Annotated in this window: 14 protein-coding genes; 7 read left to right on the top strand and 7 right to left on the bottom strand. The window is 69.2% G+C overall.

The genetic code is table 11. The annotated features are described in order from the left end of the window. Window positions 1-278: 278 nt before the first annotated feature. Window positions 279-926, top strand: coding sequence for a nitroreductase family protein (locus tag G3I54_RS15605; RefSeq protein ID WP_164615134.1), 648 nt, complete (start codon window positions 279-281; stop codon window positions 924-926). Window positions 927-1033: 107 nt separating this feature from the next. Here G3I54_RS15605 and G3I54_RS15600 read toward each other — a convergent pair whose 3' ends face one another. Further along, window positions 1034-2134 (bottom strand): GDSL-type esterase/lipase family protein, encoded by a 1101-nt coding sequence (locus G3I54_RS15600; protein WP_164615132.1) that lies wholly within the window; start codon window positions 2132-2134, stop codon window positions 1034-1036. Window positions 2135-2372: 238 nt separating this feature from the next. Here G3I54_RS15600 and G3I54_RS15595 point away from each other — a divergent pair, with 238 nt between their 5' ends. Continuing rightward, window positions 2373-2867 (top strand): MarR family transcriptional regulator, encoded by a 495-nt coding sequence (locus tag G3I54_RS15595; protein ID WP_164615130.1) that lies wholly within the window; start codon window positions 2373-2375, stop codon window positions 2865-2867. Window positions 2868-2915: 48 nt separating this feature from the next. On the opposite strand, the gene G3I54_RS15590 is transcribed toward G3I54_RS15595, so the two are convergent. After that, complete coding sequence (locus tag G3I54_RS15590) at window positions 2916-3914, bottom strand: hypothetical protein (RefSeq protein ID WP_164615128.1); 999 nt, start codon at window positions 3912-3914, stop codon at window positions 2916-2918. Between the two features lie 158 nt (window positions 3915-4072). Between G3I54_RS15590 and G3I54_RS15585 the strand changes: the two genes are divergently transcribed. Next, the gene (locus G3I54_RS15585; protein WP_164615126.1) at window positions 4073-4297 is read left to right on the top strand and encodes a hypothetical protein; all 225 of its coding nucleotides are present in this window, start codon (window positions 4073-4075) and stop codon (window positions 4295-4297) included. A gap of 150 nt (window positions 4298-4447) precedes the next feature. On the opposite strand, the gene G3I54_RS15580 is transcribed toward G3I54_RS15585, so the two are convergent. Continuing rightward, entirely contained in the window at window positions 4448-5263 is an 816-nt protein-coding gene (locus G3I54_RS15580) for a helix-turn-helix transcriptional regulator (RefSeq protein WP_164615124.1), read from the bottom strand. Window positions 5264-5382: 119 nt separating this feature from the next. On the opposite strand from G3I54_RS15580, the gene G3I54_RS15575 reads away from it, so the two are divergent. Beyond that, a complete protein-coding gene (locus tag G3I54_RS15575) occupies window positions 5383-5823 on the top strand; it encodes a hypothetical protein (protein ID WP_164615122.1) in 441 nt (146 codons plus the stop codon). A 134-nt stretch (window positions 5824-5957) separates the two neighbouring features. Continuing rightward, the gene (locus tag G3I54_RS15570; RefSeq protein ID WP_164615120.1) at window positions 5958-7475 is read left to right on the top strand and encodes a cryptochrome/photolyase family protein; all 1518 of its coding nucleotides are present in this window, start codon (window positions 5958-5960) and stop codon (window positions 7473-7475) included. 126 nt (window positions 7476-7601) lie between these two features. Here G3I54_RS15570 and G3I54_RS15565 read toward each other — a convergent pair whose 3' ends face one another. The 4 genes from G3I54_RS15565 to G3I54_RS15550 form a co-directional block, all read right to left on the bottom strand. Beyond that, window positions 7602-12518 (bottom strand): SAV_2336 N-terminal domain-related protein, encoded by a 4917-nt coding sequence (locus G3I54_RS15565; RefSeq protein WP_275407968.1) that lies wholly within the window; start codon window positions 12516-12518, stop codon window positions 7602-7604. Beyond that, window positions 12515-13447, bottom strand: a complete 933-nt coding sequence (locus G3I54_RS15560; RefSeq protein ID WP_239144395.1) for a MoxR family ATPase — start codon at window positions 13445-13447, stop codon at window positions 12515-12517. The genes G3I54_RS15565 and G3I54_RS15560 overlap by 4 nt, the downstream gene beginning before the upstream one ends. Before the next feature lie 108 nt (window positions 13448-13555). After that, window positions 13556-15646: a trypsin-like peptidase domain-containing protein gene (locus G3I54_RS15555; RefSeq protein WP_239144389.1), complete on the bottom strand. Its 2091-nt coding sequence runs from the start codon at window positions 15644-15646 to the stop codon at window positions 13556-13558. Between the two features lie 60 nt (window positions 15647-15706). Continuing rightward, complete coding sequence (locus tag G3I54_RS15550; RefSeq protein ID WP_239144388.1) at window positions 15707-16189, bottom strand: CU044_2847 family protein; 483 nt, start codon at window positions 16187-16189, stop codon at window positions 15707-15709. A gap of 249 nt (window positions 16190-16438) precedes the next feature. Between G3I54_RS15550 and pglW the strand changes: the two genes are divergently transcribed. Both pglW and pglX read left to right on the top strand, forming a co-directional pair. Further along, window positions 16439-21115 (top strand): BREX system serine/threonine kinase PglW, encoded by a 4677-nt coding sequence (pglW, locus tag G3I54_RS15545; protein WP_164615113.1) that lies wholly within the window; start codon window positions 16439-16441, stop codon window positions 21113-21115. Next, window positions 21112-24738, top strand: a complete 3627-nt coding sequence (gene pglX / locus G3I54_RS15540) for a BREX-2 system adenine-specific DNA-methyltransferase PglX (RefSeq protein WP_164615111.1) — start codon at window positions 21112-21114, stop codon at window positions 24736-24738. The genes pglW and pglX overlap by 4 nt, the downstream gene beginning before the upstream one ends. Window positions 24739-24769: the final 31 nt, after the last annotated feature.

Below are 24769 nucleotides of genomic sequence, written 5' to 3'. Positions count from 1 at the left end.
ACATCACCACGGCAGGAGGAGCCCGGGTTCGGGGTACTGACGGTTCGTCGGCCGACCGGCGGTCCGCGTCTCCGGCCCGGCGGCCGAAGCCGTCGACCGGCCCCGCGCCCGTGCGGCGAGGCCCGCGCCACCCGTGCACTGATCGTTATGTGAACGGCTCGAACACTTCCGAGCTCACTCCGAGAACACTCCGAGCCCACCCTGAGAAACAGTCCGAGAGCAGTCCGAGAACAGTCCGAGAACAGTCCGACTCGAACACTTTGAACGGACGGAGCGCCATGCCCCCGCTCGACCTCACCGCCGACGAAGTGCTGTCCACCACCCGGGCGGTGCGCAAGCGTCTCGACCTGAGCCGGCCGGTGGAACGCGAGCTGATCGAGGAGTGCCTCCAGCTCGCCGCGCAGGCTCCCACCGGCCGTAACCGGCAGCGCTGGGACTTCGTCCTGGTCACCGACCCCGGGAAGCGGGCCGCGCTGGCGGATCTGTACCGGCTGGGGCTCGCCCGGCCGCGCCAGCAGGTCGTGCGGGACGGGGTGGACCGGGGCGATCCGGTGCGCGGGCAGCGGATCGCGGACAGCGCCCAGTACCTCTACGACCATCTGCACGAGGTGCCGGTGCTGCTCGTCCCGTGCATCCGGGTCCAGGGCCGGCACGAGAACGGTTCGCATGTCGGGCAGGCCAACACCTGGGGGTCGATCCTCCCGGCCGTCTGGCAGTTCATGCTGGCCGCCCGCTCCCGGGGGCTCGGAACCGCCTGGACGACCCCGCACCTGCATTACGAGAAGGAGGCCGCCGAGCTGCTCGGCATCCCGTACGAGACGGTGCTCCAGACCGCGCTGATTCCGCTCGCGCACACCATCGGCACGGATTTCCGGCCGGGGCCGCGGGTGGCGGCGGAGCGGATCGCGCACTGGGACGCCTGGTAGTCGGCGGAAGCGGGGGCGGCGGGGCCGCAGGGCCAACGGACTGACGGGCTGACGGGCCGACGGGCCGACGGGCCGACGGGCCTCACGGTCTCGCGGGTGCGGCTGGTTCAGCCGGGCTCGGCTGCGGGGGTCGCCTCCGGGGCCGCCGGGATGTTCGCGAGCTCCGCGCCGATCCGGTCCGCGAGCACGTACTCGCCCTCGGCCGTGGGGTGGAGGCCGTCCGCGTACAGCCTTCCGGCGTCCGCGACGGGTGCGACGGCGAGCCCGTCCACCAGGTGGAGGGCGCGGTCGCCCAGCCGTTGCAGGACCCTCACCGCCTCGGCGGCCAGGGACCGGGTGTCCTCCAGCGTCAGCCCGGCGCTGTTGACGGCCCGTTCGCGCACGGGCGAGGAGAGCGGGGTGAGCACCACGACCGGGGTGTGCGGGTGGCCGTCGCGGATGGTGTCCAGGAACCCGCAGACGGCCGGGCCCCAGCTCCGGGCGGTGAACGCGCCCCGGATATAGGCGTTGATGCCGAGTTCCAGGGCGATCAGGTCCGCCGGGGTGTCCCGGATCGTGCGGGCCACCACCGGATCGAGGTACGCCTCCCCCGCGAACCCGAGGTTGCGCAGCCGCCAGCCGCGCTCGGCCGCGACCAGGGCCGGCCAGGTCTCCGAGGGCCCGGCGGCGTACATGCAGTGGGTGAGTGAGCTTCCGTGGACCAGCAGGCGGCGGCCCGTGCGCTCCGCCGGGAGCAGCTGCCGGTGGCCGCGCAGGGTCACCGCCGCGATCCGGGTGATGCTCAGATGCGGGAGCCAGACCTCCACTTCGGCGGGTCCGCCGCTCCCCGCGCCGGGCAGCGGGAAGGCGATGCGGTGGCGTCCGGGACCGCCGGTCCAGCGGTGGGCCAGGATGCCGTCGACCCGTACGTCCAGCGGGGAGCCGCCGGGGTCGGCCTCCACCTCCAGCTCCAGCTCGGAGGCGTCCGTGCGGACCGCGAAGCGGACCCCGGCGGTGGTACGGGCCAGCCGGGAGAAGTTGGCGGACATCGCGGTGGCCAGCCGGTCCACCGGCATCCGCAGCGGCAGCTCGGCGTCGCCGCCGCCCCGTTCCCAGCCGGCGATCCCGTCGAAGGACAGCCGCGGGTCACCGGGGGCGAGCCGTTCCACGGCGGTGCTTTCCCGTGCGGCCCCCGGACCTGCCGTCACGGGCGTCTGAGATTCCGACATCGTTTGCCGCCATTCGATCCGGCAGACACCAGTCCGCTAGCCGATGATTCCCGAAATTCCCGATGATTCCCGATGAACGTAGCAGCCATATCATCTGCATACAAACAATCTTGCATGAAATCATCGGCGGTAGTGCGTGGAGGCGGCGCTAGGCTGAGGGGGGAGCGAAACATTCTGGGACCGGACAATCTCGAAACCACCGGATGGCCCGCCGTCCTGGACCGCTGGAGGAGCAGTCATGACCGCCGCGCAGCCTTCCCGCCCCACCTCGCCGAGCCGGGAGCCGGCGGGCGGCGAACGCGACCGGTACTTCTCCAAGTTGGCGCAGGAGCGCCCCGACATCGCGATGTGCCGGGCGACGACGCTGGTGGCCCGCACGATCGACGAGGAGCTGTCCGGCCACCATCTGACCGTGGCCCAGCACCTCGTGCTGAAGATGCTGAACGACGTGGGCCCCTGTTCCCAGCAGGAGTTGAGCGAGCAGCTGCGCATCGACCGCAGCGTGATGGTCGGCTGCATCGACGGGCTGGAGGACTCCGGCCTCGTACGGCGTGAGCGCCACCCCCGGGACCGCCGGGCCTACGCGGTGACCCTGACCCCGGAGGCGGGACCGGCGCTGGCGGAGGCGGAGGGCGGGGTGCCGCGGCTGCTGGACCGGGCCTTCGGCTCGCTGACGGCTGCCGAGCGGCGGACCCTGACCCGGCTGGTGGGCAAGATCCTCGACGTGAACTGAAGCCCGGCCGGAGAGCGCGACTGTCCGCTAGTGCCCGCTCAGCGCCGCTCAGTGCCCGTGACCGGCGGATTCCCCGCCCTCCGGCACGGACTTCTCGGGCGCCGCTCCCCCGGCGTGCACGGTGAAGGCGGCCGTACGGACCTTCCCCTCGTGCCGGAAGTCGAGGAAGAGGCGGTAGGCCCCCTTGCTCGGGGCCGTCGCGGTGAAGGAGACCTCCGGTCCGGGCTCCGTCCGCCCGTCGCCCGGTTCGCCGTTCGGGTGGACGTGCAGGTACGCCAGGTCTCCGGCGCGCAGCGCGACGAGGTGGCCGTACGCGCCGAGGTAGGGCTGGAGGTCGGTGACCGGCCTGCCGTCCTTCTCGACCTCCAGCTTGAGTTCGCTGCCCGACCCGGGGCGCAGCGCCCCGTCGAGCGTCACCTCGTACCCGTCGACGGTCACGGTCCTCTGCTCGCGCGGCAGCGGCTCGGGGCGCGCTTCGCCCGATACGGCGAGGTCCGCACCCAGGGTGACGCCCTCGGCGTTCTTCACGTCCGGGGTGAAGTCGGCGAAGACCCGGTAGCCGCCGGCCTCGGGAAGCTCGACGGGGGCGGACCAGGTGCCGTCGGCGGCCCGCACGGGGTGCAGGTGCCGGTAGGTGGTGAGGTCGCTCGACGCCACGATCAGGTGCAGTTCCTTGCCGTGCTCGCGGCTGAACGCGGTCACGTTGCGCGAGGTGTCCTCGTCCACGACCGCGAAGCGCAGCTCGGTCGGCCTGCCCGCCTCGACGCGCTTGGTGCTGAGGTCGAGGGCGAAGCCTCCGTCGGAGACCTGTAGGCCGCCGGGAAGCTCCAAGGCCTCCCCCGCACGCTTCTCCGCGCCCTTCTCCGTCGCGCTGCCCTCCGTCGCACCCTCCTCGGCCGCCGGGTGCTCCTTCGCGCCGTGGCCGTCCTGCTGGGACGCCTCCTTCGGGGCGACGGCGGGATCCAGGGCGCCGCCCACCGCGTACGCCGACCCGAAGGTCGCCGCGAGCCCCACGGCGAAGGCCGAGATCTTGAGACCGGTTTGCATGACCCACTCCCTCGTCGAGGTCGCCGGGTCGCGACCACTCACCTCGAAGGGTACCCCCCAGGGGTATGAAGTCAACCGACGCCGACCTTGCGGGGAGGGGCTCGGAGCAAGAAGAATCGCCACCATCGGGCAGGCCGGAGCAGGGGGAGCGGGACTTCATGGGGGCGTTGGTCGCATTACTGGCGGTGCTGGGCGGGGTCGCCACGTGCTGTGTGGTGGTACTGGTGCGGCGCGGCCGCCGCGGGCCCACCGAGAACGTGGACGGGTTGCTGATCGAGCAGCAGGCCCGGCTGCGGGCCCAGCAGCTGCGGAGCAACGGGCGGGACTACCGGGCCCACCCGCACGGAAATCCGGGGTCCACCTCAGGACCGGGCCGTCGCTGACCTTCATCGGCCCAGGACCGGGCCACCATGGAACGCCGCCGGCTCAGGCCCGGGCGCTACCTGCCGCCGCCGGCTCAGGACCGCGCGCCACTGACCGCCGTCGGCGCAGCGCTTGGCGCTACCGACCGCCGCCGGCCCGGGGGCGCGCCGCTACCGGCCCTCGCCGCTCATCGCCGCCAGGGTGCGCAGCAGCGCGTCGGTCTGCTCGTCCATCGGGAAGAACGACTCCACCGCGAGTTCCGAGAGGGTCACGTCGGCGGGGGCCCCGAAGGTGGCGATCGTGCTGAAGAACGCCATGTCGCCGAGCGGCGTACGGATGCGTAGCGGGACGACGATGCCCGTCGGGTCCACCGGGCCGGGGTCGGTGTCGAGGTCCGGCGGGACCGGGTAGGCGGACACCTCCTCGTACAGCTCCCGCAGGTCGCTGTGGCCGGTGGTGTCGACCTGGTGTCGCAGCCGGCCGAGCGCGTGGGCGCGGACCTGGGCGAAGTTCAGACACTGCGAGGCGAGCCCCTCCGGGTGGAGGATCAGCCGCATCACATTGCCGCCCGACTCCGTCAGGTGCGGCGGCACGGTGCCGAGCAGGAGGGACATCGCGTCGTTGTGGTCGACGATGTCCCAGATCCGGTCGATCGCGGCGGCCGGATACGGTTCGTGGCCGGCCAGCATCGCCCTGACCGCGGAGCGGACCATGGTCATCCGCTCGCTGTCGAGCGGCGACTCCCGGTACGCGGGGGCGTAACCGGCCGCCAGCAGAAGGCCGTTGCGGTCCCGCAGCGGGACGTCGAGGTGCTCGGCGAGCCGGAGGACCATCTCCCGGCTCGGCCGGGCGCGGCCCGTCTCCACGCAGGAGAGGTGCCGGGTCGAGGAATCCGCCATCAGGGCCAGGTCGAGCTGGCTGAGCTTGCGACGTCGCCGCCATGCGCGGAGCAACAGGCCCACCCGGGGCGGCTCTTCGGTCTCCATGACCCCACCGTATCCGGAGCCCCGCGACGGCCATGCGGCACTTGACCTCGGAGGTCATGGAGTCCGGTACCTGAGGCGTGGCACGGTGTCATCGACCCGCCCGCCTAAGGAGATCCGAGATGACATACACCCTCGCCCCGTCCGCAGAGACGGCCCCCGCACGGGACGCCGCCCGGTTCCTCCGTCTGGTGCTGCGCGTCGACAGCGTGAGCACCGCCGTGATGGGCGTCGTGCTGATCGCGGCCGCCGCGCCGCTGGGCTCCGCGACCGGGATGCCGGTGGCCTTCGCCGTGGCGTTCGGCATCTTCCAGATCGGCGGGGCGGCCTGCCTCGCCCTGATCGCGGGTTATCCGGTGATCCCGCCCGCCCTGGCCAGGGGCGTCGTCGCGGTGAACGCCCTGTGCGCGGTCGGGTGCGTGGTGACGGCCTTCGCGGACTTCGTGCCGCTCAACGGGTTCGGGACGGTGTTCCTGCTGATCGGCGCGCTGATCGTGACGATCTATACCGCGCTCCAGTACACGGGCCTGCGCCGGATGACCGTGGCGTCCTCCTCTCGGTAGGGACGGTCGTCGAACTGCCGCCGTCGCCCGCCCGGCAGATGGCGGTTCCCGAGGCCCGGCGTGGCGTCGCCGGGGCCTTCCCCGCCTTCCCTAGCCTGGCGGAGGGGTACCCGACTGCAGGACAGGCACACCTCATGGCACCACGCACGCACTGGCTCTTCGGGGACCAGCTCGGCCCCCACTTCCTGGACCCCCGCCGCGGTGGACCGGACGCACACGCCCCCGTCCTGATGATCGAGGCCCGGTCCGTGCTACGCAGACGCCGCTTCCACCGGGCCAAGGCCCACCTCGTCCTCTCCGCGATGCGGCACCGGGCGGCCGAACTGGGCGACCGCGTCCGCTACGTACAGTCCGAGACCTACGCGGACGGGCTGGCGGAGGCCGGGTTCGACGGACGCGGGAACCGCCTGACGGTCTGCCACCCGACCTCCCGCGCCGCCCTGGACTTCGTGACCGCACGGGACGAGGTCGACGTCCTCCCGGCCCGCGGCTTCCTGCTGCCGCGGGCGGAGTTCGAGGCGTGGGCGAAGGAGCACACCGGCGGCCGTGTGCGGATGGAGGGCTTCTACCGGTGGGTCCGCCGTCGCCAGGAGCTGCTCATGGACGGCGACGAGCCCGCCGGGGGGACGTGGAACCTCGACCACGACAACCGCGAGCCGCCGCCCCAGGGGTGTTCGACCCTGGAGGTGCCCGCTCCGTACAGCCCGGCCGAGAGCGGGATCGACGACGAGGTGCGCCACGACCTCGACCGCTGGGAACGTGACGGGGAGGTCTCGTTCGTCGGCCGCGACGGTCCGCGCCGCTTCGCCGTCACCCGGCGGGAGGCGCTGGCCGCGCTCCGGCGCTTCGTCTCGCACCGTCTCGGCGACTTCGGCCGCTACGAGGACGCGATGCTCGCGGCCGACCCCACGATGAGCCACAGCCTGTTGTCCGCCCCCCTCAACTTGGGGCTCCTGGACCCCGCCGAGTGCGTCGAGCGGGCCGAGGATGCCTGGCGCTCCGGCGGGGCCCCGCTCAACAGCGTCGAGGGCTTCGTACGCCAGATCGCCGGCTGGCGGGAGTACGTGTGGCAGCTCTACTGGCATTTCGGCGAGGACTACCGGGGCCGCAACGGACTGCGCCACACCGCGCCGCTGCCCGTCTGGTTCCTCGACCTGGACGCGGACGCGGTCACCGCGAGCTGCCTGTCCACCGCTCTGGCCCAGGTCCGGGACACCGGCTGGACCCATCACATCCCGCGGCTGATGGTGCTGGGCAGCCGGGCCCTCCAGGACGGCTGGGACCCGGCCGCCGTGACCGACTGGTTCCACCGCTGCTTCGTGGACGGCTACGACTGGGTGATGCTCCCCAACGTCGTCGGCATGTCGCAGTACGCTGACGGCGGCCGGATGACGACAAAGCCGTACACCTCCGGCGGCGCCTACATCAACAAGATGAGCGACCTGTGCGCGCCCTGCGCCTACCGCCCCACCGACCGCACCGGCGAGCACGCGTGCCCGTACACGGCGGGCTACTGGGCCTTCCTGCACCGCCACCGGACCGCCCTGAGCGCCAACCACCGCATGGCGAGGGCGGTCAAGGGCCTGGACCGCTTGAAGGATCTCGACGAGCTCCTCGACGAGACCTCGACACGGGGGGACCGCGCGCCCTGAGGAGGCCAGCCATCACGGCGGTCGCACTTCCGGCGGTGAGGGTCTCGCCCGTACGCCCTCGTAGCCGTCCCGGGCGCGTGCCCGGGACGGCTATGCTGACGTGAAGAACACCTGCCCGCGCACTCCTCAGCCGAGGGCCACGGCCTCCATCAGAATAGGGCTTGCCTCTCCGCTCCAGGAGACGGCGAGCATTTCTTTCGCTCGTGTGCAGGCGACGAACAACATCATGCGTCCCACCACCGGATCCGCGTGCTGCGGCTCCGTCGGAGCATTCGGGCCACCGAACGGCCACTCACGGGCGCTCACTCCGATGAGGGCTACGCAGCGGAACTCGGCGCCCTTCAGCGCATGAACGGATGCCAGGTTCACTCCCCCCGTCCGCGCCTCGATCGCACTGCCAGGAGGTGCCACCGAGACCCCGGCCTCCTGGAGCGCTCCGCGAGCGGCTGCCAATGTCTCCCGGGAACGAGCACACACGGCGATGTCGGCCGGCCCGATGCCTTGGCCGATCCATGTGCGCACCCGGTCGACAAGGCCGGCGACCTCCTCGCCCGCGGAGCCGTAGCCCATGACGTCAGGGGAGAAGCCGCGCAGCCGGGAGTGATAGTCGGCCAGCGTGTCGAAACCGTCACCGCTCAATGCGTCGACCGGTTCGGACCGCAGGAGTCGCGTCGACCAGTTCAGAATCTCCGCTGTGGAGCGGTGACTGCGGTCGAGTCGAGTGCAGCGCCCGGCGACGGCGATGCCGAGCGAGCGGAACGACGTTTTCGTGTCATAGATGCGCTGGTGCGGATCGCCGACGATGAAAAGGTCATCCGCATCGGGTTCGACGGCAGCCCTCAGCACCCGCCAGTGCGCGGGATGCAGGTCCTGCGCGCCGTCCACCACGATATGGCGGTAGGTCCACATCCCCTCCGTGCTGAGGAGCCGCGCGGCGCGAAGACACAGCCCGAAGCGGCTGTCACGCCCCTCATCACGCAGTTGCGCCTCGAACATTTCCATCGCCGACCAGACCAGTTCCCGCCGTGCGGCCGGGAGGGCCGCTCCGCGTCCCTTCCGGGACGCCGTGAGGTAGGCCTCCCTATCCGGCAGCCCCTGTGCGATGACGACCTGCCGGTACTCCTGGGAAAGGAAATGTCCGGTCAGCCCCCGGCCGATCCGGTCCGCGACCCGGTTCCAGAGCGCTTGCTCTTGCAAGGCCGTCACGACGTGGGGAACTCTACGGTCGGCCCGCGCCACGGCCTCACGCGCATAGGCGTCGACGGTCCACACGTCCACGCGATCCAGAAGCGTCGAGTCGTGCCCGACGAGTGAGGCCAGGCCCTGCCGCAGCACGGCAACAGAGGAGGCCGCCACGCCCGTCAGCAGGATGCGGGCGTCGGACGACCGGAGCAGGAGATGCCTGACCCGGTGGAGGGCAACCAGCGTCTTTCCCGTGCCAGGCCCTCCTGTGACCAGTGCCGGACCGTTGTACGAAGGCCGGTAGGCGGCTTCGCGCTGCGGCGGGTCCAGCAGTTCCTCGGGGCGGCGCCCGCCTCTGCCCACAGGCTGCCCGCCCAGGGCGAGCAACCGCTCACGCGTCTCGGCGTCCGTGGCGTAAACGACCGTCCCCGCCATGCCGCGCGTCAGCAGTACCTTGTACGTCGCCCGGATCATACGATCCGCTTCGACGTCCGGAGTCGTCTGCCTGGTGAAAGACGGATCTTTCGACGCCGTGCGGTCCGTGACGAATCGTCCGTCGCGCCAGACCATGTCGGGGCCGATGATGACTCCGGCCCAGTCGTACTCGAACCCCTGCGCCGAATAGACCGTGCCCACCTGCCCGAACCCCGCAGGGTCGGTGGCCCACAGGGAGGCCGACGGCACCCCGGGAAAACCCCTCTCGTCGCTCAGTGGCCATGGCCGTGCCCAGTTCCCGATCACGACATCCTGCGGAAGTGGATCTCCCTGCCGGGACGCTCTTGACCATGGCCAGCAGTACCCCGCGGTCATACGGGCACTAAGCCCCTCGGTCCGACGCTCCTCAAGGAACGACTCCATCTCCGCCGGGGTGTCGGCGACGAGGAACCGCATCCGGCCGTCCGGCTCCCAGGTGGTGGCGCCGTCCGGTTCCAGGCCGAGAAGCCGGTTAACCCAGCGCAGGAAGGAGCGGCTGCCACCACAGCGGAACTGGCCGTCGAGCGGCACAGTTCGAACGGCGAGGCCCTTGCGCTGCGCCGCGGCGGCAATTCCCGCAGCCGTTCCCGTCTCTCCTGTACGTACTGTTTGGTCCTCGTCGAGAAAGAACACGGAAACACGAGCCGCGTCGATGAGCTCGTCGATCTGGGTTCTGCCGGTGCGCAGCAGCTCAGGTTTCGTGTAGCGGTTCGCGGAGGTCGAGCGAATCCGGTGGGCCTCATCGCAGATGAGAACGTCGACGCTGTCGGGCTCAGCCGACATGAAACTGTTGAAGTATGTGAAAAGTCCCCGAACTTCGGGACTCCTTGCGCCGACGATCGCACGCATAGTTCTGGTGAACGACGCCGAGCCGGTCGCATGCCGAGCCGTCGTCCCGCGCCTGTGCAGCTCTCCGAGAAGTGACAGCGCGATCACGCTCTTTCCCGAACCGGGGCCGCCTGTCACCACGACGACCTCCTTCCGGCCGGAGCTTCTCGCCGCACGTACCGCTTCGAGGACGGCACGGTAAGCCACCTGCTGCTCGTCGAGGAGGACGAACTGCGTCCGTTCCTTGACCTCCTGCATGGCGACCGACATCAACTGAGGTGGGATGAAAGGTCGATCGAGGAGGAGTTCATCAGCCGCCCCCACCCCCGGGCGCCGGTTGCTGAACCTCGCACGGAGATGCGCGGCGAGCTCGCGTCTCCCCTCCCCCGTGAACAGCAGCTCCTGCCCTCCCTGTTGTCTCTCTCTCAGACCGGCTACCCCGCGCTCCGTAGCCCTGGGCAGGAAGACGACACCACTGAAGCGGTCCCGGAACCGGGCGGCACCTCCGCCGAAGCGGGTCAGGTACTCGCGGTAGCCGCGCACCTGTTCCAGAGGGTTGAGGACAGGACGTGGGACGGTGTCGACGGAGCACAGGGCGGGATCGTCCGGATCCGTGGTCGCCGCCGCCCACAGCTTCAGTTCAACCACGACGTACGACGGAGCGGAACCAGCCGCGTTCGGTCCGGCGAGGACGACATCCGCCCGCTTGCTGCTCATCGGCAGCGTGTAGTCGATCAGCAGCTCGACCTGCGAGAGACCAGCTTCGCAGAGGACCGCCGCGAGTTCGGGGACGCCTTGTTCCCACAGACGAACGTCCCCCGGAGCCGGTCGTTGGCCATGGACGCGGACGAACTGCTCGGCGAGCAGTTCGGTCAGTCGTCCGCTCCGTGCCTCGTCCACGACGGCTGCGGCGGAACCACGGGCCAAGGCCGCTCCATCGGCCGCCGCCACCCGGGCTGGGCTGTCGGAGGGCGGCAGCTCCGACGGTTCGACCTCTCTTTCGGGGGAGTCGGGATGGTTGGTCAGTACCGCGAACGGTGTCGCCCCTTCCGAGAGCGTGAGGGCGCCGTTCGCGGCAGGCATGAGAGCCGCGAAGTCCGGCAGCCGGCCACGGTAGGGCTCGAGCGCGCGGCCTACGGCTTCGGTGACCTCCTGGGTCTGAACCCGGCTCAACCCCGCCGACAACAGCTCGCGTACGCCGGGACGAAACAGGTAGAGGCCCTCTTCTCGCAGCGCCCCCGCAAGCTCCGCGGGCATGACGTCCTCGTCCGCACGCCGTAGCAGGCCGCCCAACAGAACCTCGGCCACCTGTGTCGAGGTGGCGTCAGGAAGGGTGGCGATGCGCACCAGGTGCATCAGAAGCGGGGTGAACTGACTGATGGTGGAGAGCCTGACCGCCAGACTGTACGCCTGTGGGGAGAAGGATCCACGGAAGGCCGCGATCAGCTGATCCGGTGCCACGGCGGGGGAAGCCGGCCCATCCGGACGTTCCTCATGAGCGGCCCCGAGGACCGTGGCATGCATCAACCGGGGCGTCGTGGGGCGGGTGATCAGCTGGGCCCAGGAGCCGAGCGAAGACGGCGAGAGCGCGACCACGGGCACGGGAACACGGTCCGCAGCAGGCTGCAGGGCCTCTCCGGTCAACGCGTCGAGAACGTTCAGCTGCCTTGCCGTGGGGAAGCGTTCGGCCGCTGACAGCAGAAAGGGCTCGGGCTGAAGCCCAGTGACACGCCACAGTCGCTGAGGCAACGGAGACAGTACAGTCACGGGACCGTGTGCTCCCAGAGCCGCGATGGCATCGGCCGCCGCGCGGGTCCTCCAGACCGGATCGACGCCGTCCGTGAGCACCAGGGTGGCCTCCGACCTGAGGCTCCCGGATCGGTGTCCGCTCGGCAGTCCGCGGGAACCGATGCGACGGACGGTGACAGCGCGGAATACGCCGCTGCGCTCGAGGAGCCGTCCGACCTCCGTCACGAGTGACTGCCACACCCTCATCGACGGAGAGTCGTCGACCAGCAGCACGGCCACATTCCGCAGTTCGCGGGTGGGGCGCAGCACAACGTCGAAGTGGCCCGCCTCAGCCGTCTGCCTGACGGTGGCCTCAACGTCCACGGCGGTACGGTGCGGGTGGTCCTGTCGCTCACGCAAGGGCCGGAGCGAACGGACCAGCTGGAGTGCCGCAGGCAGAGTCCGCGGCCCGGGGACGCGGACAGCGCGGGCGGCCGAGCCCGCAGATGGGTCACATGTCCCGGAGTCGGAATAGAGGAGGCGTCGCCCTCCCGGCGAAGGCCTTGGCTCGGTCGGCTCGTCCGGGTCGCGTGGCCGGGCCTCGGAGGCCGCGAGCGGCTCAGACTCTTCCTCGTGGTCGTCATCGGGCAGCGACGAGGGGTCGGCCAGGAGGTCTTCCCCACCACCTGTCGCCCCGTCCTGCGCCCTCCCGGCGGACGCGGCGGCTCTGCTCGCCTCCAGAGTGCGAGCCAGCAGGAGTACGTCAAGGAGCTCCGCGCCGGTCACCGGGTAGCCGAGCTCGTCCAGCACCCGTCGCAGACGGTCGATCATGCCGGAAATGCCTCGTCCAGACGCCGCATGACCGTGTTAATCAGCTGTTCGCTGGTGAGGTCGGTGCCTGTGACCCGCAGGTGCACCGCGGCCAGGAGTTGGTCGGTGGCCAGGGTCTGGGTGGCCGCTCTCTGCAGAAAGTCCTGGACGAGGTCCTCCGCCTCGGCCAGCGCTTCGTCGCCCAGGTGCAGCCGGACGATGTCGCGAAGTTTCTCCTCTCCCGGGTCCTGGAGGTCAAGTCGCACGCAGCGTCGCAGGAAGGCAGGCGGGAAGTCCCGCTCCCCGTTACTGGTCATAACGACGATCGGGAAGTTCTCACAGGTGACAGTGCCCCGGTTCACGGGAACGCGCTCCCGGCTCCCGGTGACGAGGACTTCCACGTTCTGCTGCCCCTCAGGGAGCCTGGCGAGCTCGGGAATCTCGAACCGCGCCTCCTCCAGCACCACGAGGAGGTCGTTGGGGAGGTCGATGTCGGCCTTGTCGAGCTCGTCGATGAGCAGCACCCGAGGGCCACGCCGGGCGGCGAGGGCCGTCCCGAGCGGACCGAGCCGCAAAAAGTCGCCGATGTCCGAGTGGCGGCCCCGGGCACGGTACCTGAGCTTCCCGGAGGCCCCCCGGGTCGAGCGCCGTTCACGTTCGAGCGATACCTCGCGCAGTCGGCCAACCGCGTCATAGCGGCAGAGCGCGTCCTCAAGCGTCGAGCGACTGTTGACCGGCCAGCGAAGCACATCGCCCAGCCCGAGATCCTCGGCGACAGCGTACGCAAGAGAACTCTTACCGGTCCCCGGGCGTCCGGTGACCAACAGGGGGCGGCGCAGGTGCAGTGCGGTGTTGACAACTGCCACGTCCTCCGGGCTCAGCAGATACTCCTGAGCCGCCTGAGTCCCCGGCGAGCCCGCGATGCCCCGCCATGGGGGTGGGGGCGGCAGGTCTGCCGGTCCTCGGAACACCCACCAGTTCTCCGGGGTCGCTACGGAGTCGTGTTCGGGTCCGGACTCTGCGCTGTGCGGCACGGTCGCTCTCCTAGGCAGGTGGGATCAGGGCTGAGTGAGTGCCCAGGGGTCAGGGGCAAACGGCGGCGGCCGGTGGTCGGGGCCGTCGTACAGGAGTGACAGTCGGCGGCCGTGGTGTGTCAGGCAGTCAGGGTCCGCCAGCGCTCGAGCCCGCTCCAGTCGGACCGTCTCGGGGATGTCCACGTGGCTGATCCCGTGCAACAGGTCGAGAAGCTGCTTTGCGGCATGGGAGTCGTGGTCCTGCCGGTTCCAGAGGACCGTATGCACGCCGGCCTGGAGACACTGCAGAAGTATCCGGCTCTGGTGCTTCTGCTCGCAGCACATGATGACGATCCCGGCGTTCGGAACCGCCTCGAGCTGAGCCTGTGCCACTTCCGGGTCGGTCGACCGGTGGTCGAGGACTACGGGCCGGGAGGATGTGAGTGCTGCGGTGCGCCGCCTCCAGCCGGCGTAGCTGTCGCGCGTGCGGCCGGAGCTTCGCAGAACGACGCGCCGACTGATGCCGAGGAAGAAGCCACTCTCTTCGTCGTCCCCGGCCAGTCGCCAGGTATCGACCTCGAGTCGTAGCCAGGCAGGTGCCAGGAAGAACTCCACCTGAGCCTGATCCACGTGTTCCTGGACTTCGGTCCGCAGTGCTGCCCGGATCCCCTCCACGACCTGCGCGCTGGTCACTTCGGAGTCCTGGACCTGGACGACCTCATGACGCCCTTCGCCGGTCCAGACCCAGATCTGGTAGGTGAAGCGATGGCCCGGGGCGAGAGGCAGCAACTCGATCTGGATGCGTGGTCCCACACCCTCGGTGCGACGAGTGGCGGAGGACTGCCGAGCGTCCTGGCGGTATTGGTAGACGGCGGCTGTGGGAACTCCCAGCCGGACGGCCACCCTGTCGACCCAGGCATCCAGGTCCTGCGCCACCGAGCTCTCTGCCGCACCCTCCGTGAGTCCGATGCGGATCACGGCCTGGAGCAGCGGCGGCACGAGGCGTCCGCCGGGCTGGTCGTACCCCTCAAGCGAATCGGTCGCGTCCACGAGCCCCTGCACGGGGGGCAGCTCGTCGACGTACGGAAGCACGGCACGCAGCAGACCGGCAAGGTCCGCTCTTCCCCCGTCACAACGCACCAGGAGACCGACCAGGTCTCGCCGCTGCTGCACGGTGAGCAGTTCTCGTGGACTGACCACCCGCGCGGCGCACAGGAGCTGGTCCCAATGCGCGCTCCCGGCCGGAAACCCAACCGGGCCGGAGTCCACCATGTACTCCCTGATGACGTCCACCAACTCCGGCACGCCTCGGCGCACTCCGGTGGCGAGCGAAAGCAGCCGGTAACTGTCGGCAGCCTGCCCGGCCGACTCCCTGCGGAGTTTCGCGGACAGCCTCGCCTCGCACACGCGCACGGAGTTACCGCCGGGGAGAAGCTGTTCCAGAGCGAGCAGCAATTGCTGACGCCCCTTCACCGCCGTGGGTACGGTTAGCGGCGGAAGCTCCGGCAACTCGGCCTCGATCGTGGGCAGTCCGATCGCGTACAGGCTCGAGGGACTCCCTGCGGCATCGGAGCCACCCGGCGTCGGAATATGAGTGGCGATCACGATGCCGACGACAGCTTCCCGTGTCCTGTCCCACAGAGGCCCTCCGCTGCATCCCTCGTAGGCCGCGCCCCCGATGACGTCCAACGCGATCCAGGACTCGGCGACGGCACGGGGCATTGCGCGCAGGGTCGTGAGCTCATGGCCACTGGCCCACAGCGCGACGACCTCGTGCCCTTCCCGCTCCGGCAGGAAGGCGGCCGGCTCAGCACCGTGCGGAGCGGGCTCGCTGAGCCGGAGCACGGCCAGGTCTCCGAAGTACTGTGCCTGCCCCACCGGTACGGGCCCGCTGCCGGGAAGTTGGGAGACGCGCGGTGGACACCACATCTCGGGTTCGGCACGCGCGCTCAGGACCCGGTCCGGATCCACATGCGGCATGCACAGGGAAACGACGGCATTCGGTGGCGGAGTGGCCGTTTCGAACTGTGTACGTCCCAGTGCGCTGTTGACGACATGTGCACCGGTGAGCACAAGAGACTCACTGATCAGAACAGCTGCACCGACGAATCGGCCGTCCGGTCCGGTGACGGACATGAATGACCGATATAGCGCCGCGTCACTCGGGAGGGAGGTAGACATGATACGAGGTTTCGATCACGGCACGGCCGGTGTGGCCGCTCCGTCCGTCACGAGGGGCGATTCCGGGGACGCGGGCGGCTCAGTGGCACCGGCAAAGTTCCAGCTCGCCGTGACGGTGAAGCTGGCTTCCGCATTCCCCGAGAACACACCGAGACTCAGGTCACTACCGAGTGTCACTCCGAATTCGACGGTCACCTCGTCCGGCCGCTGCGCAATGTCCGCGAAGGACTGATGGATGCCGTCCAGCACGCCGCCCAGCGGCCGCAGTGCCTCCGTGAGCGCTTCACCACCCCGGCTGAGCGTCTGTGCCACACGGCTCTGGACGCTCACAGGCTGGGCGGTGCCGAAGCCCGGCGGCAGGTCCCGCGGCGCATCCGCCTCGGGCCGCCCGGCCGGGGGCTCTGTCGGCACAGCTGTGTCCCGCGTGGCAGGAGTGAGGTGCAGGCGCACCACGGTGCCGTCGTCAAAGGTCAGGTTCATATCCCCCATGAGCACCATCTTGGCATGCTCGCAGGCCGCGCATCAGACCGGTCGACAACCTCGGCTCCGCAGGGTGCAGGGCGGCTCCCGGCACGGGTACCACACCTCCTGGCGGTGGCTGAGCACCTTCGCCCGGCTCGCTCTTCCGGCTTTCAGCCCGGGACTAGGATTTCCTCCGGGCCCGCACCGGCCACTCCGCGCGCTGGACAGCACAGTTCAACCCGGGGTAGTCAAGGGGACACGGAAACCAACGGGTGGGGACAGCACATGCGAGAAGGCCGGTGGACCACGGTCACCGAGTCGGAGTTCGACCATGAGCGGCGTGGGCTGAAGGCCATCCGCGAGCAGCTGCCGGACGCTGACCCGTGGCGGGCGTGGTCGAATTTCGTCTTCACCGCGAACAGCGGCCACGTCCGTGAGGTGGACCTGCTCGTCGTCGCCCCGGGCGGCGTCTGCATGATCGAACTGAAGAACTGGCACGGCTCCCTCACCAGCGAGAACGGCACGTGGGTCCAGACCGCGCCGAACGGACGCCGCATCCCGCACGGCAATCCGCTGCATCTTGTCGACAAGAAGGCGAAGGAGCTGGCGGGCCTGATGGGCCAGCACGGCAGGCGGGTGTGGGTGGGCGAGGCCGTCTGTTTCACCGAGGGCTCATTGCGCATCCGCCTTCCGGCAAACGACCAGAACGGCGTGTACACCGTCGACGAGCTGGTCACCATGCTCAAGCAGCCGCCGCGTGACGAACGCCGCCGAATCACCGCACCCGGCTCCCGCGACATCAAGAAGGCGCTGGACCGTGTCGGCATCCGCAAGAGCGATGCCGAGTTCAAGGTCGGTCCCTACGAGCTGAAGCGGAAGTCCTTCGATACCGGGCCGACCTGGGCGGACTACCTCGCTGAACACAGTGAATTGCCGGAGACCGCCCGTGTCCGCGTGTACCTGCGGGAGCGCGGCTCGGACGCCACCATCCGCCGTTCGGTGGAGAACGCGGCCCGGCGCGAGGCCGCGGTGCTGCAGAGGTTCCAGCATCTGGGCGTGGTGCAGCTCAAGCAGTACAACCCGTCGGGGCACTCGGCGGGGCCCGCCTTGATCTTCGACTATCACCCGCAGACCCTGCGCCTGGACGAGTACCTGCTCCAGTACGGCGACAAGCTCGACATCCTTGGTCGGATGGCACTGGTACGGCAGCTCGCCGAGACGATGCGTTCCGCCCACTCCAGCCGGATTTTCCACCGGGCGCTCGCTGCCCGCTCGGTGCACGTCGTTCCCCGTGACCGGGGGCGGCGTGACCACGCCCTGGGAGAGGAAGCCTCGTGGCTGACCCCCAAGCTGCAGATCTCCGACTGGCAGATCGCCACCCAGCAGGGCGGCACGGCACCCGGTTCGACCCGACTCGCCCCGACAGCACTGTCCACGACGCACCTCGCCGAGGGCTCGGACGCCTATCTCGCCCCCGAGCTGCGGGCCCCGAGCGCGGACCCGGTGTATCTGGACGTGTACGGACTCGGCGTCCTGACCTACCTCCTGGTCACCGGCAGAGCACCTGCCGCTAGCCAGGCCGAGCTGCTGGCCCGGCTGGAGGCGGGTGAGGGTCTGCGTCCGAGTTCGCTGGTGGACGGCCTGTCCGAGGACATCGACGATCTGGTGCAGGCGGCCACGGCGTACAGCCCTGAGCGACGACTCTCCACGGTCGACGAGTTCCTGGAGATGCTGGAACTGGTCGAGGACGCGCTCACCGCTCCTTCGGTTCCCCCCAGCTCGGAGGCTTCGGAGAAGGACCCGCTGGAAGCCGTCGCCGGGGATGTCCTGGGCGGGCGCTGGGAGGTCCGCCGACGCCTCGGGACAGGCTCGACGAGCCGTGCATTCCTGGTACGGGACCTGGAGGCAGCGGCGCGCGGCACTCGGCCGCTGGCCGTCCTGAAGGTGGCCCTGTCCGACGGCCGCGGCGAGGTGCTCGCCCGGGAGGCGGCGGTGATGGGGCGGCTGCGCCCGGACTCCCGCGTCATTCGCCTCGTCGAGCCGGAGCCCCTGCGCATCGCGGAACGGACTCTGCTCGCCCTGGAGTATGTGGGCGACGAGCGGGACGACGACGCGGAGAACACGGAGACGGGGTCCAAGCGCGCCCGGCGCCGCCAGGAGACGGTGGCCCGCCAGCTCCGCGACAGTGGGCGTCTCCAGGTGGACCAGTTGGAAGCGTACGGGGAGTACCTGTTCGGCGCGGTCGACTTCCTGGAGGGCGAGAGCGTCTGGCACCGGGACATCAAGCCCGACAACATCGCGATCCGCGTCCGCCCGAACCGCACACGCGAGCTGGTCCTGATCGACTTCTCGCTGGCCGGTTATCCGGCGCGAGAGTACGAGGCGGGCACGGACGGCTACCTGGACCCGTTCATCGGCACGCTGACCCGCACCGCTTACGACTCCCACGCGGAGCGGTACGCCGTCGCGGTCACCCTGCACGAGATGGCCTCCGGTGAGCTGCCCAAGTGGGGCGACGGCTCCGTCCTGCCCCGCCAGACCGACCACCAGGAGTTCCCGCACCCGACGGTAGCGGCCGACGCCTTCGAGCCTGCGGTACGGGACGGGCTGGTCGCGTTCTTCCAGAAGGCCCTCCACCGGGACGCCGCCCGCCGCTTTCCCGAGCTGAAGCCGATGCGGGACGCCTGGCGGAAGATCTTCCTGGACGCCTCGCAGACCGTTCCGTCCAGCTTCTCCCGCCCTGCAACCACTCCGGCACCGGTCTCCGAAGACGGCCGCCCCGCCATCGCGGACGCGGAGCCGCTCAGCGCTGAGCAGCAGCGCGACCGGCTCGCCAAGAACGTCACCCGCGAGACCCACCTCTCGGCGGCCGGGCTCACCGAGGCCGCCCAGTCCTTCCTCTACGGCCTGGACATCACCACCGTCGGCGGCCTTCTCGACTACAGCCGCCGCAAGCTCGTCAACGCGCCGGGCCTCGGTGCCAAGACCCGGGGCGAGGTGCAGCGCCGCCAGCGGGAGTGGGGCGAGCTGCTGCGCGAGGCACCGGTGTCCCCCCTGACGGCCCGAGGCCGGGCAGAGGCAAAGGAGGAGCTGGCACAGCTCACCTCGGGCGAGGCGGCGGTGGTCGACGCCCTCGCCACGAATGGCAAGTCGGCGGGACTGTCGGGGGCGGCGCTCCGCTCGGTCAGCCTCGACACGCTCGCCACGATCCTGGTGCCGGAGCTGAACAACAACGGCGCGAACAGCAGCAAGGTGGAGATGGTCCGTCTGCTGCTGCGCCTGCCGAACGAGCGCGGCGTTCTGCCGGCCATCGGGGTCTGGCCCCGGCCGAAGGACGTCGCGGAACTGGTGGGAGTGACCCCGCAGCGCGTCTACCAGATGCTCAAGGAAGAGCGGAAGCGCTGGAGGAAGGACCCGGCCGTGCAGGCGCTGCGCGCGGAGATCATGGATCTCCTGAAGGGGCTGGGCCGAATCGCGTCCGCCTCGGAGATCGCCGACGCCCTCGCGGTGCGGCGCGGTACGCAGCTGTCCGAGCGGGAGCAGCGCCGGGCCCTGGCGCTGGCGGCGGTACGAGCCGTGGTGGAACTGGAGCAGTTCGACCCGGAGAGCGCCCAGTTCCAGCACCAGCCCAACCGGCGGGCCACCGACGAGTCCCTCGGCGCAGGTCTGCTGGCCCTGGACGTCCGGGAGCCGGACGAGAGCGCGGGGACAGCGGGCGACCCTCCGGACACCCCGACGGCTCCCGGCCTCCTTGACTACGCGGCCCGGCTGGGCAGGAAGGCTGGCAGCCTGGCGGAGCTGGACACCCTGCCGACAGCGACGACAGTCCTGGGCGAGCTGGCGGCACTGGCACCGCCGCCGGGGACGGTGGAGTGGGACGAACGCCGCCTGGTCGAGCTGGCCGCCGCCGCCTCGGAGAACGCTGCGGCGACCCCCCGCCTGGAGATCTACCCCCGCGATCTGGATCTGGTCCGCGCGCTGCGCCTGACCCAGGCCGGTCTCGTGCGCCTGATCCCAGGAGTTCCGGAGGGACGGCAGCCGGGGATCACCGGTGCCGATGTGCACGAGCGGGTGCGGGCGCGATTCCCGGAGCTGGTCGTGCCTGACGGCCGGGGCGGCACGACCGCCGACCTGCCGACGGCCGGCCCGCTGACGAAGGCGCTGCGCGAGGCGGGCTTCGAGCTGACCCTCGCCACCCGCGAGGACACCGGGACCCTGCGCTATCTCCCGACGAGGATGGACGCGGCGTCCAGCTATCTCACCACGGACAGCTGGGGCCGCTCGACGAACCTGGCCGCGGTCACGCGCTACGCGGACGATCCGCTGGTGGCAGCCGCCGTACGCACCGATGAGCGCCTCGTCGCGTCGGCCCGTAAGGACGGCTACCGGGTTCTGACGGTACGCCAGGACCTCTCGCCCAAGGCCGTCCGGTCCCTGGCGCGCGAAACCGGGGACGGTGCGCTGGGCGCACACGCGGTGTCGGCGACGCAGTTGTTCCTGGAAGCGCTGCACGCACTGGTCCCGCCGGGCACGAAGCCGACGTGGGAAACGCTGCTGAAGGCGGACGCGGCGGAGCCGGGGCACCGGGGCGCGGTGAAGTTCGCCGAGTACGCGCGTACGGCGTGGGGCTCGGTGGAACCGCGCGTAGGGGAGCTGCTGGCGGAGGGCGGCCCCGGGACGCCGCCGGTGCTGCTGACGGACGCGCATGTCTTCGCCCGGTACGACGCGATGGGCGTCCTGCACCGACTGGCCCAGGCGGCACGCCACGGCGGGCGGGGGCTGTGGCTGCTGGTCCCGCAGGGCGACCCGGCCCGCGAACCGAAGCTCGGCCAGGTCGCGGTCGCCTATCAGGCGGGCCTGGGCGAGTGGATCGAACTTCCGGACGCATGGGTGGACGGCGTCCACCGGTCCGTACCCGCCGCCAGGAGCGGCGTCCAGCAACACCAGGGAGAAACCAAATGATCGACCGCAAGGCTCTGTTGAACGACCTGAAGCAGCAGGTCAAGGCGGCCGAGACAGACCTGTCCCAGCAGGTGAAGGCCGTCACCGAGGTGGGTACACGGTTGCGGGCGGAGTACGACCGGGCCCGGAAGCTGGGCCGTACGGCGGCGACCTGGAACTCCTGGCTGGACGAGCGCGTCACGCAGGTCGCGGTGGCGTGGGTGCTGGGCACGGTCTTCGTCCGGTTCTGCGAGGACAACCGCCTGATCCCGGAGCCGTACCTGACGGCCCCGGAGGACGACCGCCGCGACCTGGCCCTGGCCCGCTTCGAGGACTACGTGTCCACGTCGGACGACCCGACGTACCGGGGCTGGCTGGAGACGGCGTTCGAGGAACTGGGAGCGGGCCAGGCCGGCCGGCTGCTCTTCGACAAGAAGCACAACCCGCTGTTCCAGATCCCGCTGTCGCACGACGGGGCCCGCGACCTGGTCGACTTCTGGCGCGCCCGGAACGAGGAGGGCGTGCTCGTCCACGACTTCACGGACCCGCTGGAGGAGGACGGCGACGGCACGAAGGGCTGGGACACCCGCTTCCTGGGCGACCTGTACCAGGACCTGAGCGAGGCGGCGCGGAAGACGTACGCGCTGCTGCAGACTCCGGAGTTCGTGGAGGAGTTCATCCTCGACCGGACGATGACTCCGGCGGTACGGGAGTTCGGGTACGAGGGCCTGAAGATGATCGACCCGACATGCGGGTCGGGGCACTTCGTGCTGGGCGCGTTCCGGCGGCTGGTGCGGCTGTGGGCGGACGGGCAGCCGGGGCGCGGTGTGCATGAGCGGGTGGCTGCCGCGTTGGACTCAGTGCACGGGGTGGACCTGAACCCGTTCGCGGTGGCGGTGGCGCGGTTCCGGCTGCTGGTGGCGGCTATGGCGGCTAGCGGAGTGCGGACGCTGGGGGAGGCGGCCGGGTATGAGTGGCCGATTCACTTGGCGGTGGGGGACTCACTGATCAAGGCTCGGCAGTTGGAGCTGAACCTAACGCTGGATGGGGATGAGGAGGGCGAGGATGAGTTGGCCTCGTTCGCTTATTCCACGGAGGACGTACTTGAATATCCTGGAATTCTACAGCAGGGGCAGTACCACGTAGTGGTGGGAAATCCTCCGTACATCACAGTGAAAGATAAGAAACTCAACCAACTGTATCGAGAATTGTATGATGCGTGTTCAGGCACATACGCTTTGTCGGTTCCGTTCGCACAGCGCTTTTTCGAGCTGGCAAAGGAAGGCGATACCCAGACCGGGCTCGGATACGGCATGGTCGGGCAAATCACCGCAAACTCTTTCATGAAACGAGAGTTCGGGAAGAAACTGGTCGAGATTATCTTGCTCGACCGAGTTGACCTCGTCGAGGTGATTGACACGTCTGGTGCATTCATCCCTGGACACGGCACCCCCACAGTCATTCTGATCGGGAAGCGGCGCAGCCTGAGCCAGAGAGCGTCGACCATCCGAACGGTGCGCAGCGTTCAGGGTGAACCGAAGGCACCAAAGCGCGCGGAAGAAGGACTGGTCTGGGGTGCCATCGTCGAGAACTTGGACACTCCAGGTTCCAGTAATCCGTGGGTATCGGTCGGCGATCTGGACCGGGATCGCTATTTCGCCAAGCAACCATGGATCCTGGCCGATGGAGGGCTTGAGCTGAATGAGGCCATCGATTCTCATTCACCTGGGATTCTGAGGAATCAGGCAAAGCGTTTCGGGTACGTAGGAATGACAGCTGCAGACGATGTCATGATTCGCCCGAAGCACGCATGGCCCGCCGAACTGTCCTCGCTGCTGCGCCCGACAGTCTCTGGCGGTGGGGTACGTGATTGGCGGGCAAATACCAACAATCTCGCCTTCTATCCCTACTCGGAAGATCGAACTCTGCTCGACCTAGAAACTACCATTGCCAATTCTCCTGCACTCTGGCCATACCGGACCGAGTTGGGGAACCGAGCCACTTTTTCAGGCGGGACCTACCATTCGACAGGGAGGGCCTGGTGGCAGTGGCATCAGCTCCCGAAGGACGAAGGCGCACACTCTTGGGCGATCTCCTTTGCCCGAGACTCTTCTCACGGTCACTTCACCTTGGACCGGGGAACTTCCCTTTTCAAGCAGACCGCTCCAGTCATCAAGCTTCACGCCGACGAGGACGAGGAAAAGCACCTCGGGCTACTGGGTGTACTCAACAGCTCAACAGCTTGCTTCTGGCTCAAACAGGTGAGCTACCCGAAGGGAGGCAGCCCCGAATCGGGAGGCGGACAGTCCGATCAGCCCTGGTCGTGGATCTATGAATTCACTGGAACAAACGTCGCGAAGCTGCCTCTCCCCACCCACTATCCGGTGAACCTTGCACGGTCGTTGGAATCTCTCTCGAGGCAACTTGGCGAATCTAGCCCTTTCGCGATCGCCGAATCCAGAACTCCAACGGCAGCCTCCCTCACCGATGCTCGAAGCAAGTGGGAAAAAACTCTGGCCAAGATGATCAGCCTCCAAGAGGAGCTGGACTGGCAGATCTACTCTCTCTACAACCTCGGCTCTGAAGACTTCCACACCTCCGGAGACCAAACCGATGACCTGGTCAACCCGCCCCTCAGGCTTGGTGAGCGCGCTTTCGAGATTGTGCTTGCTCGGCGAGTAGCTGCGGGTCAAGCCTCACCTCAATGGCACAGACAACACGGGGCGAAACCCCTGACTGATGTCCCCTCTCACTGGCCCGCCACCTACCGCCATATCGTCCAGAAACGCATCAACGCCATCGAGTCCAACCGTGCGATTCGCATGGTCGAGCAGCCTGACTATAAACGCCGATGGGCCACTGAGGGTTGGGATGCTCTACAGCGGGCAGCTCTGAATTCCTGGCTGCTCGAACAAATCGAGAAGCGGGACCATTGGTTCGACGAAAATGATTTTCCCACCCTAGTCACCCTCTCCCGTCTCACGGACGCGCTCTCCCGTGACGAGGACTTCGTCTCCGTCGCCAAGATCTACGAGCCGCACAAGGACTTCCACGCTGTCGTAGCTGAACTGATGACCAGCGAGCACGTGCCCTTCCTCGCCGCCCTGCGCTACAAGCCCTCCGGGTTGAAGAGGCGCGCGGATTGGGAGCATGTGTGGGATCTCCAGAGGCAGGAGGACGCGGCCCCGGACGAGCTAGCCAGGCGGAGGATCCGGGACACCATCCCAGAACCAACGAAGTACGCCTCCGCCGACTTCCTGCGGCCCTCTTTCTGGAAGGCGCGCGGCAAGCTCGACGTGCCCAAGGAGCGGTTCATCTCGTACGGGCAGAGCAACGCGGCCACGCCCGAGTTGTACGGCTGGGCTGGCTGGGATCACCGTGAGCAGGCGTACGCGCTCGACGCGTACATCGCGTCCCACGAGGCCCTGACCTCCGAGGAGCTGACCCCGTTCCTCGCGGGTCTGCTCGAACTCCAGCCCTGGCTCGACCAGTGGCACAACGAGTTCGACGCCACCTTCGGTTCCTCCCCCGCCAAGTACTTCCGGGGCGACCGGCAGATGGTGCAGGGCGAGAACGGGCTCACTGACGACGACCTGCGCGCCTGGCGGCCGGCCGCCGTCAAGCGGGGTGCCAAGAAGAAGTAGCCCGCGCTCGGTGACGTCGATGGCCCTCGCT

The sequence above is a fragment of the Streptomyces sp. SID14515 genome, from assembly GCF_010548505.1.
GTDB lineage: Bacteria > Actinomycetota > Actinomycetes > Streptomycetales > Streptomycetaceae > Streptomyces > Streptomyces caviscabies.
The sequence above is the reverse complement of the archived record's forward strand: the minus strand, read 5'-3'. Positions and strand labels throughout refer to the sequence as shown.